This window comes from Actinomyces sp. Marseille-QA0893 (assembly GCF_976954355.1).
This window is the reverse complement of record NZ_CDRJSY010000002.1, coordinates 171204-184713: the sequence shown is the minus strand read 5'-3', so window position 1 is coordinate 184713 and position 13510 is coordinate 171204. Positions and strand designations below refer to the sequence as shown.

Below are 13510 nucleotides of genomic sequence, written 5' to 3'. Positions count from 1 at the left end.
ATAGCTGCTACCGATCTTTGCTTCCTAGACTTCAGTCGGAATATCCCCAATCACCGGGTTCCACTCGCGGGGAATGCGCTCGGCAATGAAACCGGCCTGATTAAACGGGTCGGCTTCCAGTAGCTCCAGAGCACCGGCAGCATCTTCCGCGCGCACGATAATCAGAGCATCGTGCGTGCCCGTGTAGGGGCCTGCGGCAATCAGACGGCCCTGGGCGGCAAGCTCGCCATTAAACGCGCGGTGCGTGGGGCGGACCTCTGCCATTTCCTCATCGCGGTCAGTGACGTAACGGTATTCGACAGTGAAAACCTTCATTTTTCCTCCTTGAATAGGACAACACCCTCACGATATACCGAGCTGAATCAGCGTGAGAAATGAAAGAGGCGCGAGACCCACGGCCTCGCGCCTCACTTCACGAAAAAATCACCACTGGTCGCCCTGATCGCGTGCGGCGACCGGCTTCAATGCAGCAGCACTACCAGCCGAAAGCCCAGCGGCTACAGGAACCTGCTCCTCAACGCCATCAACGCGAACAGCCTTGAAGCCAGCCAGCGCCTGGCGCTTTGCGCGCTCCTTTTCTTCCTTCGACGCGGTTGCAGCAGGAACGCCGCCAAAAGCGCCGCGTCCCATAGCTGAAGAAGCCGCGCGTCCAGCCGAAGCCCCGGCTGCCGCGTTGCCACCAGCAGTTGCGGCGCTGCCCTTCACGCCAGTAGAGGCCGATGAACTTCCCGCCTTCGCAGCGGAAGCAGCACCCTTGGCAGAAGCAGTCGCTCCTCCCTTTGCAGAGGAGGCGCCACCGCGCGTAGAGGCAGATGCAGCGCCCTGAGCGGTTGTTGCCCCGCGAGGACCAACGCCAGCAGTCCGTGCACCAGCCGCCGTCGAAGTTCCCTTCGCGGTGCCTGCCGCGCCCTTCGCTCCGGCAGTTCCAGTCCTGGACGCGCTCGCAGCCGTGCCCTTTGCTCCAGTTGCTCCGCCCTTCGTCGCAGCCGCTGTTGCTCCCGTCGTACCGGTAGCCGCACCACCGGCAGGACGAATGCTCGCTGCAGCGCGTGCACGCGCAGACATGGTCGCAGCGCGGTTCGTCGAAGCAGCACCGCCCTGAGCCGAAGTACCTGCACCAGCAGTACCGGTCGCACCGGGAGCGCCAATTCCGCGCGGGAAACCAGAACCCGTCCGAGCAGCTCCGTTTGCCGGCGGAGCACCTGTATTGAAAGAACGAGCAGCGTTACCCCAGTTTCCAGCCTGAGCAGTTCCACGAGGAGTAATTGCTCCACGTTCAAGATCGTTGAGCACCCGTGAAACAACATTCGATGATGACAGTCGAGCGCTCGTCGAAGGGGCGAGCTTACCGCCAGCAGGAACCGTTCCGAACTGCGATGAGGCAGCACGAGAAGCAAGAGCGCCCATGGAGCTTCCGACGGAGGTTGTCATGCTTGACATTCGACCAAGACCCGCTAAGACGCCGCCCGTTGACAGTGCACCGCCCGAAATAGCGAGGTTCCTTGAACGTGAAGAAACCCCGGTGATGTCATCATCAGAGTGCCAACGAGGGTCGTTTGCATCGGTGACTGGAGCCGGAACATATCCCCCAACCGGGCCGTCCGCAGTCATGTATCCGCCAATCGGCATAGTCGTAACGTCCACGCCCGCCAGAACAGATGATGAAGGCACAACGGAGGGCAGAGTCGTCACGCCGGCAATTGGACCGTCGGTAGATCCAGAGCGACCACCACTGGGAATTGATGGGTAATTTCTCCCGCTTGGGCTTTGTTCCGGGGAACTATCGGTACTTGGCGCCCCGACTGCCTTGGCCTCTGCGGCCTCTTTTGTAAAACCAGAGGAAGCCGTTGTCACGTCGGCATTCATAGTGTCCAACGCTGCCTGTGCAGCTGCTTCGCGCTGCGTATTGCGTTGCGCTGCGAGACTTCGAAGGTGATCTTCGACGTCTTTTGCAAATGTCGGAGATTCGCGTGAGTAGGCCATTTCGGCCATCTTGCGATCGCGTGCGGTGAGAAGGACGGGACTGAGCGTCCCGTGTGTTGTCTTCGCGGTCGTCATCGCCGCACGGGCTTCGGTGTGCGCGTTGTTCACCGTCTGAAGGCGAGTTTCAAGAACATCCAATTGGGTCTGGAGGTCTGATACGCGCTGCTCAAGAGCTGCGCGTGTCGCTCCTTGGACCCCGAGATTTTGCGAGAAGGTTGTGCAAGCCTCTCGAAGAGATGTGATCTGCGTTTGGATGTTCGTGATCATCCCCGCATCGGGATCGGAGTAGTCAAGCTGGGCGACGTCGGTCAATCGGTCGTAGAGCGGAGAAGCAGGCATGCTATCCATGAGCAGTCTTTCTGAAGGGAACGAACAAGATTAAGTGAAGCGGCCTCGATGACGAATGCGTCAGGAAGGCATATTTAGTGATACAAGTTCTGATCGATAGGCCCGGGCAGATTCACACCGAAAGGATCGTCAGGCGTCGACGACGTTTGCCAAGCAGGTGTTGTTGGCGTTGAAGAAGGCGTCGGGCGCGCGATCATCGGAGGCACTTGCGGAGTGCTCTGAGAAGTAGACCAAGGATTCGTCACAAGCGTGGACTGATTGGCCGTAGTAGACGGAGGCGGAGCCTGACACGTCGTAACTTGGCCTGGCATTGGCCCGCCGTTCGCGCTTTCCAGCAAGCCCGAAAGATCTTCGGGGTTGAGTTTCGGTACTTCTGTTGGCTTCTTTCCAGCAAGTACACCCGAGAAAGCTTGTGCGGCCTGAGCAATAGCAGCAGTACTGATTGCTACTGAGACTTCATGAGAAGAAGCTGAATTAGCCGAGAGCTTCGCCTGTTCGATTTGCTGGGACAAATAATTGACGGCTTCGGCACTTTCAAGCTCATTCGCAGAAAAATTCTGAATGGTGGTCGTGATGCCGCCAAGGAGCGCAAGAATCTCTGCATTGAGCTGAGTGACAGATGTATTCATTTCACAGATCGACGTTGAATACTGGGTGCGGGCTGCTTGAGGGCCCGACTCGTCGCCCCACTTCGCTGCGGTCTGGACTGCAGTTAGGGAAGTGAGTTCCTTTGGGGTTTCTGAAGAAAAATCGTCTCGAGAAGAATTGAGATTGCTTTGAGAGGCCTTAAGGATTTCCTCAACCATGCTGATATCTACATCGCCGATCATCGGAACTCTCTTTCTCCCATGTGCGACCCGGAAACGGGAAGCTCAACCTTACCTGGCACCTGAAAACACGCGTTTTCGTTCAAAGGTGCACAAGTTCTTCGATATATGGGATTATTTTCGCGTAAAAGAGAACGTACGTCAAAGGAGGTTACACTGTGGACCTTCCTCTCTGTGGGACCGTGATCCGCACCGCGTGGGGTGCGACCAGTGACATTGGCCCCGTACGTTCCTCGAACCAAGACTCCTGGCTCGTCCAAGAACCCCTCTTCGCCGTCGCAGACGGAATGGGCGGAAATACCGAGGGCGAACTCGCCTCGACAACCGCGCTGGAAGTTCTCTCCACCGCACTCAGCCCCGAGGCCCTCTCCGCTATCGACCCCAACCCCGCCGAGCTGGTCGACGCGATCCGCGACGCAGCCCAGGCCGTGGCCTCGTTAGGGGAGGAGGGAGACCCAGCAGCCCCAGGGACCACGCTGTGCGGGACTCTCACCATCGACCAAGACGGCCCCCAGTGGTTGACCTTTAATATTGGCGATTCGCGCGCCTACCTGATCGCCCAGGGCAGCATCGTTCAGCTCACGACGGACCACTCGGCCCTTCAAGAAGCAAAAGAATTCGCGCAGCGCACAGGCGCAGACCTTGTTCTTCCTCCTTCGAATGTCATCACTCGAGCGCTCGGCGCCGCAATGCCCGAGCTCCCGCAGGCCGACTACGTCCTCACTCCCATGTGCGAAGGCGACCTTGTCCTGGTCTGCTCCGATGGAGTCCACGGAGTTTTGAGCAACGAAGACATCCTCGCCACGGTCAGCGACAATGCTTCCCCGCAAGAGATCGCAAACACCTTGGTTGACCAGGCCTTGGCTGCGGGCACGCGCGATAACGCAACCGCTCTTGTCGTCCGTGCACAATCGGTTGTGGGAAGCCGCTACGATGGAGACATACGCGCGAGCGTGCGTCCACGTATCCCAGTGAGGCCCCTCCCGGTCACGACGGCGCGCCGCGCCCGATAAGAGAAAAGAGTTTTTCCATGCTGCAATTGGGCCGCCATGCAGTTCGCGGCAACGGTGGGTTCATCGTTGCCGGACCTCTCGGTTTTGCTTTGGTTCCCGCTGAGCTCGCCGATTCCGCTCAGCGCCTTGTCAACGATTCAAACGAGGACTTGGCGACGTGGGTGAATCACGCTGCCAGCACCGGACTGCCTTTTGCACACATGGATCTGCGCGGCGCTGTGCCGCTGCTCTCCCTTGGCGGAAGCGCGAACGTGCGCGCCGTTGCCCCCGGCTACGAGACCCCCTTCACCTGGGGCGGTCCGCTGTCCATGTGGGAGTTCGTCCCCGGCGAGTGGACCATCATGGACATCGCCTTGTCCTCCTTCGACGATTCCCAGCAGTGGGTACACTTCGCCGATACGGCAGCCGAGGCCAGCCAGGTCCGCGTCGGTTACCCCGTCGAGCCTGAGCTTTCCGCAGCCCCCGCCTCCACTCACGAGGCCGCGCCCGAGCCCGTCGAGGAAGCTCCGCAGACGCAGGAGGATTCCGTTGAGCCCGCCGCTACCCCTGAGCCCGAGGCCCAGCAGAGTGTGTGGGAACCCATCGCTGAACCCGTCGTGGAAACCCCCGTTGAGGAGCCCGCAAACGAACCGGCTCCGCAGTACCTGTGGGCACCCGAACCCGAGGCGGATGACGCCCAGAGTGAGGACGCCCCGGAATTCGCAGCCGGTGCTCAAGTCGCCGCGACGCAGGCCGTGCTTTCTCCCGCAGCTGCACCCGTATACACCAGCCCCGAGGCCCTAGAAGCAACCATCACCTCCGAAGCTTTTGCTGCAATGCAAGACGCTGCAGCGCAGGAGTCGGCTGCTCAGGAGCTCGCCGTTTCTGAAGCCCAAGCGGATGCTCCGCAGGTGGAAGAAGCTGCTGAATCCTACGAAGCGGCCCAGTCGTTTGAACAGGCTCCCGAATCCCATGTCGCCCCCGAAGCGACTGAAGTTCCCCAGGAATTCCCGGTCGCTGAAGAGGGACAAGCCCCAGTGGTGAGCGAAACCCCGGCGCAGGTTGAAGCAGAGCCTCAGGCGGAAGTGGCGGAAGTGACGGATGTCACTCCGCAGGAAGCCCCGGTTGTTGAGGAAAGCCCAGATGCGGCCTCGGCAGTCGAAGAAAGCACGCCGGCGGGGCCGCTCGCGCCCGCCTTCGAACTCGACAACGCGGACACTGGCGCAACTGTCCTGCGCCGCGTGAGCGACGACTCCGCGCACACGAGCGTTGGATACCTGGTCTACGCGGGTGCCGCGCCCGTCGAACTCACTCACGATGTGATCTTGGGCCGCGACCCCAACGCGCGCGTCCTCACCGGTCGCCCCGCCGCGACCGTGATGCGCGTTCCCAGCCCCGCGAACGAAATCTCACGCTCGCACGCGGCCGTCATGCCCAGCGGATTCGGTTCCTGGATGCTCATGGACCTGGGAAGCGCCAATGGAACGCTCCTTCGCAGCTCGAACGGCAACGTTCAAGATGTGCCTCCGCGCGTCACCGTGGCACTCAACGATGGCGACGTTATTGACTTGGGAGAGAATGTCCTGGTCGAATTCATCGTCCGATAAACGCTGACCATATTCTGAACGGGCCACCCCGCGGGATTCCGCGGCGTGGCCCGTATCATTTGGAGGGCACTTTCCCATTAGTTACTATGTGAATACACAGGGACCCGAGGACGGGTATCCCCCCGAAACAACGGAAGTTGAGGGACCAGATGGTCAAGTATGTATATGACTTCTCCGAGGGCGACAAGTCAATGAAGGACTTGCTCGGAGGCAAGGGTGCGAACCTGGCGGAAATGACGAAGCTCGGTCTGCCCGTTCCTCCCGGTTTTACGATCACCACCGAAGCATGCCGCGTCTACCTGCACGACGGCACTGCCCCCGAGAGTCTCGATACTGAAGTGACCGTCGCCCTTCGCAAGGTCGAAGAAGAAATGGGCCGCAAGCTGGGCGATCCCAAGGATCCGCTCCTTGTCTCCGTCCGCTCGGGCGCGAAGTTCTCGATGCCCGGCATGATGGAAACCGTCCTCAACATCGGCCTGAATGACGAATCCGTCCACGGCCTGGCTGAAGTTTCCGGCAACGAGCGTTTCGCGTGGGACTCCTACCGTCGCCTCGTCCAGATGTTCGGTAAGACCGTTCTGGACATTGACGGAGACCTCTTCTCCGACGCGCTGGACAACATGAAGAAGGAACGCGGCGTTAAGGGCGATACCGAGCTCAACGCTGAGGACCTCAAGAACCTGGTCGATATCTTCAAGACCATTGTCTACGAGCAAACCGGCGAGGAATTCCCGCAGGATCCCCGCACCCAGATGGACATGGCCATCGAGGCCGTCTTCCGCTCCTGGAATACTGAGCGCGCACGCATCTACCGTCGCCGTGAGCGCATCCCCCACGACCTGGGCACCGCAGTCAACATCTGCACCATGGTGTTCGGCAACATGGGCGAAAACTCCGGCACCGGCGTGTGCTTCACCCGTGACCCCTCCACCGGTCACTCCGGTGTGTACGGCGACTACCTCGAGAACGCACAGGGCGAAGATGTCGTTGCAGGTATCCGCAACACCCTGTCCCTGGCCGACCTTGAGAAGATCAACAAGCCGGTCTACGACGAGCTGCGCGGAATCATGCACAAGCTCGAAACCCACTACCGCGACCTGTGCGACATCGAATTCACCATCGAGCGCGGCAAGCTGTGGATGCTCCAGACCCGCGTCGGCAAGCGCACCGCTGCCGCCGCCTTCCGCGTCGCCGTCCAGCTGGTCGACGAAAAGCTCATCACCCGCGACGAGGCCCTGGGCCGCGTGACCGGTGACCAGCTCACCCAGCTGATGTTCCCGCAGTTCGACTCTTCTGCATCCAAGGAACTCATCGCTCGCGGTATGGCCGCCTCCCCGGGCGCAGCCGTTGGCCGCATCGTCTTCAACAACGCTCAGGCCGAGGCCTCGGCAGCAGCAGGCGTCAAGTGCGTGCTGGTCCGCCGCGAAACCAACCCTGACGACCTGCCCGGCATGGTCGCAGCCGAGGGCGTTCTGACCGCCCGCGGTGGCAAGACCTCCCACGCCGCCGTCGTTGCGCGCGGCATGGGCAAGACCTGTGTCTGTGGCGCTGAAGCTCTTGAGATCGACGCCGAGGCCGGAACCGTGACCGTCGCTGGTCGCGTCCTGACCGGTGAAGACGTTATCGCGATCGACGGCCAGACCGGTGAAATCTTCCTGGGCGAGGTCCCCGTGACCGACTCCCCGGTGACCACCTACCTGAGCCACGGCCTCGAAGCTGGCCTGGCTGCGGCAGCCGGCGACCCCGGTACCTCCGAACTGATCGAGGCCGTCCACCGCATCCTCACCCATGCTGACGAGGTGCGTCGCCTGCAGGTGCGCGCCAACGCCGACACCCCCGAGGACTCGCAGCGCGCGCTGGAGTTCGGTGCGCAGGGCATCGGCCTGTGCCGTACCGAGCACATGTTCCTCGGCTCGCGTCGTCCGCTGGTTGAGCGCGTCATCCTCTCTGAGGAAGGCTCCGCTGAGCGTCAGGAAGCATTCGACGCCCTGGAGAAGCTGCAGAAGGAAGACTTCCTGGCAATGCTCGAGGTCATGGACGGCAAGTCGATGACCGTGCGTTTGATTGACCCGCCGCTGCACGAGTTCCTGCCTCAGCTCACCGAGCTCGAGGTCAAGGTTGCACTCGCAAAGGCCGCTGGCACCGTTGATCCCGCAGACGAGGAAATGCTGGTCACCGTGCGTCGCTTCCACGAGCAGAACCCCATGCTGGGCCTGCGTGGCGTGCGCCTGGGCATCTACCTGCCCGGCCTCTTCGCCCTGCAGATGCGCGCACTGTGCGAGGCCGCTGCTGAGCTGGTTGCCCGCGGCAAGGATCCGCGTCCCGAGATCATGGTTCCGCTGGTTGGCTCCGTGCGCGAGCTCCAGCTGATCCGCGAGGAAGGTGAGCAGATTATCGCCTCGGTTGCCGCTGACAAGGGCGTTGACCTCTCTGGCGTGACCATCGGCGCGATGATCGAGCTGCCGCGTGCGGCCATGACCGCCGAGGATCTGGCTGAGGAAGCCGACTTCTTCAGCTTCGGTACGAACGACTTGACTCAGACCGTGTGGGGCTTCTCGCGCGATGACGTTGAAGGCGTGTTCTTCCCGCAGTACATCGAGGGTGGCATCTTTGGTGTCTCGCCCTTTGAGTCGATCGATGTTCACGGCGTTGGCACGGTTGTGGCCGAGGGCGTGCGTCGCGCACGTTCCACCAAGCCGGACATCAAGCTCGGTGTCTGTGGTGAGCACGGTGGCGATCCCGCATCGATCCACTTCTTCCACAAGGTCGGACTCAACTACGTGTCCTGCTCGCCGTTCCGCGTGCCTGTCGCACGTCTGGAAGCCGGTCGTGCAGCCGTCGAGGATCACGTCGCACTGTGATGTCTGAGATGAACTGACACTGTTCTGACCCCGTCCGCCTCGCATGCATAAGCGTGCGAGGCGGATGTGTTTTTGCTGCGAGCGGACGAATTTTTGCTGCAAGGCGGATGGGGTTTGTGCTGAATGCCGTAGGCCCCGCCAGCTTGCGCTGGCGGGGCCTCGTGCGTGTTCTGAATGGTGCTGTCTCAGTACTTCTTCGGTCCTGAGTTTGCGCCAGGTTGCGCTGAGAAAGTGGTCGGTGGTGTGTGCAGGGGTGCTGGGCCAGACGCGGGAGCGACTGTCGGGGCTTGTGGCGTATACGGTGACGCGGGCATCGCGCTACTGCTCTCCACAACCATCACATTGCCGTTGGTGAGCACGATATTGGCAGGGGAGTGCAGACGAGCCATAGCCGTTTGCCGTTTACGCCATGCAAAAACGGCAATGATGATGGCAAACACAATATAAATTGCGTGTTCGACGGTTGGATCATCTGCAAGGTTGGGCGCAACTTCTTCTGCGAGCTTCAGGGCGAAGTTCAGCATGAGGATCAGGCTTGATACGACCACAATCGGGAAACTGACAATCGCGTAGAGGCGTTGAGAGACCGAGTACAGCAGGTGATTGAGCTTGTGATAGGCGAATCCAACAACAACCATCGCGAGAACTGCCCAAATGAAGTGGGCCTTTTCTGAGGATGTCAGCCAACCCATGTGATCCGCCGTGAAAATGCCGGACAACCCTATGACAAGCAGATAGTCGGGGGAGAAGAGCATCCACAGAAGCATTCCCATGTAGAAGAAGATCACGACGATGAATAAGAGCACGAGCAAAAGAGCGACCAACACCATGTTGCCACCGTAACAATGTGAAATTTGTGCTAGCTGATACCTTCCTGAACGTCGTCGTCGGGTTCTGCGTCGTCCTTCAGTGCATTTCTTCGTCAGATGTTGAGGGGCTTTGGTGCTTGGGTTGCGGAGCGTGCAGGGATAGTCAAAATGTGACGAGCAGCATTTTTATAGAGGCGATGTCATAGATGCGGCCGCCTGCACTTATGTGCACAAGCCTTTGCACATAAGTGCAGGCACTGATGATGCTCGTGGGCAATTTTGATCGAAGTGTCTCTGACCTGCGAAGATGCGCTAAATAACAGGGTGTCACCTTGAGAAATAAAGTCCAATTCTGTGTCCTACTACACACATAACCGGGTGACACGAAAAATGACGCGTTTCATAATTAACAACGGAGATCGGACATTGATTGGTCCGATTTTTGATTTTGTCCACCCTCGACAAGGAAGTCAGTGAACTGACTATGGAACGTCGCATTTTTGCACACCGCGGTCTGAACCGTGTCGCACCCGAGAACACTCTTGCAGCTTTCGAAAAGACTGCAGACGCTGGACTCACCTGGATTGAGACTGACGTCGACATCCTGGGCGATGGCACTCCGATCGTCATCCATGACACGTCATTGGATCGCACCACGAATCGCCGTGGCTCCTACTACGGCTTGGAGAAGTCCGACCTTGCATCGATCGATGCAGGCGCATGGTTCTCTCCCGAGTTCGTCGGGCAGCCCCTGCCGACTCTTGAGCAGCTCATCGAGCTCCTCAACCGTCGTGGTCTGAATGCGAACATTGAGATTAAGTCGAACGAGGCCGGCGGTGCCATGTCGATGCGTCTCATCGATTCCATCCTCGATGCTCTGACCGGGCTGGATCCCGAGCGCGAAGTTTTCTTCTCCTCCTTCAACCACGTGCTGTTGGCGAAGATCAAGGAACGTGCTCCCCAGTACGAGGTCGGCTGCCTCTACGAGACGGTTGCCCTCTACGATGACTGGAAGTCCATGCTTGAGCTTGTCGGCGCATCGTACATTCACCCCGAGGATCGCGGTCTGACCAAGTCCAAGGTCGAGGCATTCCGCGAGGCGGGCTTCGGAGTGAACGTGTGGACTGTGAATTCAATTGATCGAGCGCACGAGCTCTTCAATTGGGGCGCAACCGGTGTCTTCACCGATGTTGCAGACTCTTTTGCCCATCTTCAGTGAGTAAAACTCGAAAGGTAAATTGAACAACATGTCGGAAACCTCAGTAGGCACAAAGTCGCGCCTTCCTAAGTTCATGCAGAAGGGCCGCATCGGCGGCTACCTTACTGTCGTCCTCACCGGACAATTTGTCTACGTCTCCTTCGAGGCATTCAAGGGTTCGCTGCTTGACCCAATGACCCAGGCACTGGGCATCAGCGTTGCTGACTTCGGTAAGATCATGACCGTCCTCGGCTTCGCAATGTTCATGTACGTTCCTGCAGGTTGGGTGAACAACCGCTTCCCGATCCGCAAGATCCTCATCGCCTTCGCTTCTTGGCGACTGCTGACCTTCCTGTTCCTGTGGCTCTCCCCGGTTCTGGGCTACAACCTGAACCTCACAGCCCTTCTTGTTATCGCTGCTACATGGGCAGTGTGGGATGCAATCGGTTGGCCCGCCGTCGTTAACGGTGTCAGCTTCATGGCCTCCGATTCTGACTCCAAGGGCCGCGGCCTGGCCATGGGCCTCCTCGAGTCTCTGCGTCGTGGCCTCGAGTTCTGCATGAACCTGATCGTCATCGGATGCATCGCTGCTTTCCCGGCTCACGCTAACGGCATCATGATTGGTTTCGGCCTGGGCTACTCCCTGCTGCTGATCCCGAACATCTTCGCCATCCTCCGCTTCGTCCCCGCAAACGCTGTTGCAGAGTCCGAAGGCCACTCCAAGAACACCGCAGCCCTCATGGGCCTCGGCAAGGTTCTGATCCAGCCCCGCGTGTGGTTCGCAGGCATCGCAGGTATGTGCGTCTACTGGAGCTACGTCAACCTGATTTACTCCTCCGCACCCTACCTGACCCGCGTCTACCAGGCGTCCACCGCTCAGGCCTCGACCTTCGGTATCTTCTCGACCGGCTTCGTCGGCATCATTGCTGGCCTGGTTGCAGGTGTCCTCGCTGACTACATCTTCAAGTCCTCCACCACCATGATGGCTGTCGCTCTGACCGTCATCGCCATCGGTGTGGGTGTGGTTTACCTGCTCCCCGTCTCGGATTCGATGATGTGGCCCGCAATGATCTTCCTGATCGTTATGGCCTTCGGCGTCTTCTTGGGTAAGTCCGTGATCCTTGCTCCGATCGCTGAGCTTCACCTGCCTGAAGACATCAATGGTTCCGCAATGTCGGTTGGTTCCTTCCTGGTCTACGCACCCGTCATCTGGGCGAACTACTCGACCTCGAACATCATTGATTCCCACGCTGCAGATCCTGCAGCCGGCTACCACATCATCTTCCTGATCACCCTGTGTGTTGCCGCTGTTGGTGCTGCTTGCGCCTACGCGTTGGTCTTCTCCAACCGTCGCTCGAAGGCAAAGGAAGCTGTCGAGGCGAAGTGATCCTTCGTAGGACTCAGTCCTTCTAGCCGGTCTTAACAGGCCGTGCTTGCTTGGGCGGGTTCGCATCGTCCCTGGTACCGAGGTATCAGATCCGAACGATGCGGACCCGCTTTTTGCATCTCGATCCGCCCCGTCACCTGTCACCACTCTCAACTTCCCCGGCTCGTCTTCGACCATGCCCCCGCGTGATTGTGGAACAATAAGACCAGATCGCATCTATTCATTCATCAACACATATCTGCCGGCAGGGCATGAGGGGTTGGAGGCTTCATGGCTCTCTTTGAATTCGACGAGGGGCGTTTGATCCCCGCCCAATTCGGCCGCTCTGTTTCCGGTGGTCTTACCCCCGAAGTTGTTGACGCTGTGTGCAATCAGGTCCTCGAGATTGTTTCGCGTCCCCTTTTTCCTATTACGTGGCGCGATATTTCGCCCTTCGAAGCACCGGCTTTCATCGAGGAAAGCTCTCCTGAAAACGAGGCCCCGCGCCTGACCGCCTTGGACCCTTCGGGCCAGGTTGTTTCTGTCGAAATTCTTGACTTTTTAGACTCCGATACTCTGATTCAGTCCCTTTCGCGCCTCGCGGGCACTGCCGCCTTGTCGTGGTCTGATTTGGCCCGCGAGTATCCCGGTGGTGTTGCAGCTTTCAAGTCCGGATGGCTGCATTTCCGCGATTCCATGCCGCCCTCGCCCGGCGCTGGCCCGCGCCTCGTCATGGTTGTCGGCAGCATCGACCCGGCCGTGCGTCCTGCCCTGGAAGTTCTCGCTGCCTCAGGTGTTGAGGTCCACGAGATGAGCCTGCGCGAAATGAGCAATGGGCGTTCCTTCCTTGAAGTGCACGCCGTTGGTCCGCGCACCTACGCCCACGCCCCCCACCTGCTCGTCGGCCGCTCCGAGGACGTGCCCGCGATTGCCTCGTCAATCCCGGAAGTAACCGTCACAAACGTGCACCCGCTCGCCGAGGCCGAGGCGGAGTTCCCCGAAGAAGCTGATCCCGCCGAGCACGCGGAGACGAGCGAGCGCGAGTTCGACGCCGACGAAGTATTCGAATATGGTGCAGACGCCGAAAATGTCATCGAGCGCGCGGTAGAAGATCCCCATCACCACGCGGCACCGCAGGTGAATGAGGAAACCGGCGCCGGCCTCGTCAGTGAGGAAGAAGCCGAAGAACTTGCTCGCGCACGTGAGGCGGGAATCCCCGTTCTTGCGCGCGATGCGGCCGCGCTGCGTGTCCTGGGGCAGATCATTGCCGAGGACGTGCCCGCGATCCTCCTCGAGGCTCCGCAGGCGAATTGCGAGTTCACGGCAGATGGGCTCCTGCGTGCGGGAGAGCAAACCTGGACTGACCCACAAGAAGCCTTAGTGCACTTTCAAGTCGGCGGAGACGCGTGGGCGCTGTGGCACCTGGGCGGCGAAGAAGGGCCGACCTTGGGAGAGTCGCTAGCCGAGGTCAATCGCGAGATTATCCGCGAGTACTCGCGCGAAGGCTAAGCGTCGTTTG

The 13510-nt window shown here is 59.8% G+C and carries 10 protein-coding genes; 6 read left to right on the top strand and 4 right to left on the bottom strand.

Features of this window, described 5'->3' with window-relative positions; all coding sequences use genetic code 11:
* Nucleotides 1-24: 24 nt before the first annotated feature.
* The 3 genes from ACWNMW_RS03785 to ACWNMW_RS03775 all read right to left on the bottom strand — a co-directional run bounded on the left by ACWNMW_RS03785 (nt 25) and on the right by ACWNMW_RS03775 (nt 3161).
* Nucleotides 25-315 (bottom strand): YciI family protein, encoded by a 291-nt coding sequence (locus ACWNMW_RS03785; protein ID WP_449490075.1) that lies wholly within the window; start codon nt 313-315, stop codon nt 25-27.
* A gap of 108 nt (nt 316-423) precedes the next feature.
* Nucleotides 424-2331: a hypothetical protein gene (locus ACWNMW_RS03780; protein ID WP_449490074.1), complete on the bottom strand. Its 1908-nt coding sequence runs from the start codon at nt 2329-2331 to the stop codon at nt 424-426.
* Between the two features lie 74 nt (nt 2332-2405).
* Entirely contained in the window at nt 2406-3161 is a 756-nt protein-coding gene (locus ACWNMW_RS03775; RefSeq protein ID WP_449490073.1) for a hypothetical protein, read from the bottom strand.
* Nucleotides 3162-3316: 155 nt separating this feature from the next.
* Here ACWNMW_RS03775 and ACWNMW_RS03770 point away from each other — a divergent pair, with 155 nt between their 5' ends.
* The 3 genes from ACWNMW_RS03770 (at nt 3317) to ppdK (ending at nt 8618) form a co-directional block, all read left to right on the top strand.
* Nucleotides 3317-4171 carry a PP2C family protein-serine/threonine phosphatase gene (locus ACWNMW_RS03770; RefSeq protein WP_449490072.1) on the top strand — a complete coding sequence of 285 codons (855 nt, stop codon included), beginning with the start codon at nt 3317-3319 and terminating at the stop codon, nt 4169-4171.
* A gap of 17 nt (nt 4172-4188) precedes the next feature.
* Nucleotides 4189-5757: an FHA domain-containing protein gene (locus ACWNMW_RS03765; protein WP_449490071.1), complete on the top strand. Its 1569-nt coding sequence runs from the start codon at nt 4189-4191 to the stop codon at nt 5755-5757.
* Nucleotides 5758-5906: 149 nt separating this feature from the next.
* The gene (ppdK, locus tag ACWNMW_RS03760; RefSeq protein WP_449490070.1) at nt 5907-8618 is read left to right on the top strand and encodes a pyruvate, phosphate dikinase; all 2712 of its coding nucleotides are present in this window, start codon (nt 5907-5909) and stop codon (nt 8616-8618) included.
* Between the two features lie 185 nt (nt 8619-8803).
* Here ppdK and ACWNMW_RS03755 read toward each other — a convergent pair whose 3' ends face one another.
* Nucleotides 8804-9448, bottom strand: a complete 645-nt coding sequence (locus tag ACWNMW_RS03755; RefSeq protein ID WP_449490069.1) for a hypothetical protein — start codon at nt 9446-9448, stop codon at nt 8804-8806.
* A 463-nt stretch (nt 9449-9911) separates the two neighbouring features.
* Between ACWNMW_RS03755 and ACWNMW_RS03750 the strand changes: the two genes are divergently transcribed.
* The 3 genes from ACWNMW_RS03750 (at nt 9912) to ACWNMW_RS03740 (ending at nt 13500) form a co-directional block, all read left to right on the top strand.
* Entirely contained in the window at nt 9912-10646 is a 735-nt protein-coding gene (locus ACWNMW_RS03750) for a glycerophosphoryl diester phosphodiesterase (protein ID WP_295893062.1), read from the top strand.
* A 28-nt stretch (nt 10647-10674) separates the two neighbouring features.
* On the top strand, nt 10675-12012 hold the full coding sequence (locus tag ACWNMW_RS03745; protein ID WP_449490068.1) for an MFS transporter: 1338 nt from the start codon (nt 10675-10677) through the stop codon (nt 12010-12012).
* Between the two features lie 270 nt (nt 12013-12282).
* On the top strand, nt 12283-13500 hold the full coding sequence (locus ACWNMW_RS03740) for a hypothetical protein (RefSeq protein ID WP_449490067.1): 1218 nt from the start codon (nt 12283-12285) through the stop codon (nt 13498-13500).
* Nucleotides 13501-13510: the final 10 nt, after the last annotated feature.

What these genes read in the sequence shown, in the direction of transcription:
- ACWNMW_RS03785 (WP_449490075.1), bottom strand. Translation starts at nt 315, where the DNA reads ATGAAGGTTTTCACTGTCGAATACCGTTACGTCACTGACCGCGATGAG.
- ACWNMW_RS03740 (WP_449490067.1), top strand. Translation starts at nt 12,283, where the DNA reads ATGGCTCTCTTTGAATTCGACGAGGGGCGTTTGATCCCCGCCCAATTC.
- ACWNMW_RS03750 (WP_295893062.1), top strand. Translation starts at nt 9,912, where the DNA reads ATGGAACGTCGCATTTTTGCACACCGCGGTCTGAACCGTGTCGCACCC.
- ppdK (WP_449490070.1), top strand. Translation starts at nt 5,907, where the DNA reads ATGGTCAAGTATGTATATGACTTCTCCGAGGGCGACAAGTCAATGAAG.
- ACWNMW_RS03755 (WP_449490069.1), bottom strand. Translation starts at nt 9,448, where the DNA reads ATGGTGTTGGTCGCTCTTTTGCTCGTGCTCTTATTCATCGTCGTGATC.
- ACWNMW_RS03780 (WP_449490074.1), bottom strand. Translation starts at nt 2,331, where the DNA reads ATGGATAGCATGCCTGCTTCTCCGCTCTACGACCGATTGACCGACGTC.
- ACWNMW_RS03765 (WP_449490071.1), top strand. Translation starts at nt 4,189, where the DNA reads ATGCTGCAATTGGGCCGCCATGCAGTTCGCGGCAACGGTGGGTTCATC.
- ACWNMW_RS03775 (WP_449490073.1), bottom strand. Translation starts at nt 3,161, where the DNA reads ATGATCGGCGATGTAGATATCAGCATGGTTGAGGAAATCCTTAAGGCC.
- ACWNMW_RS03745 (WP_449490068.1), top strand. Translation starts at nt 10,675, where the DNA reads ATGTCGGAAACCTCAGTAGGCACAAAGTCGCGCCTTCCTAAGTTCATG.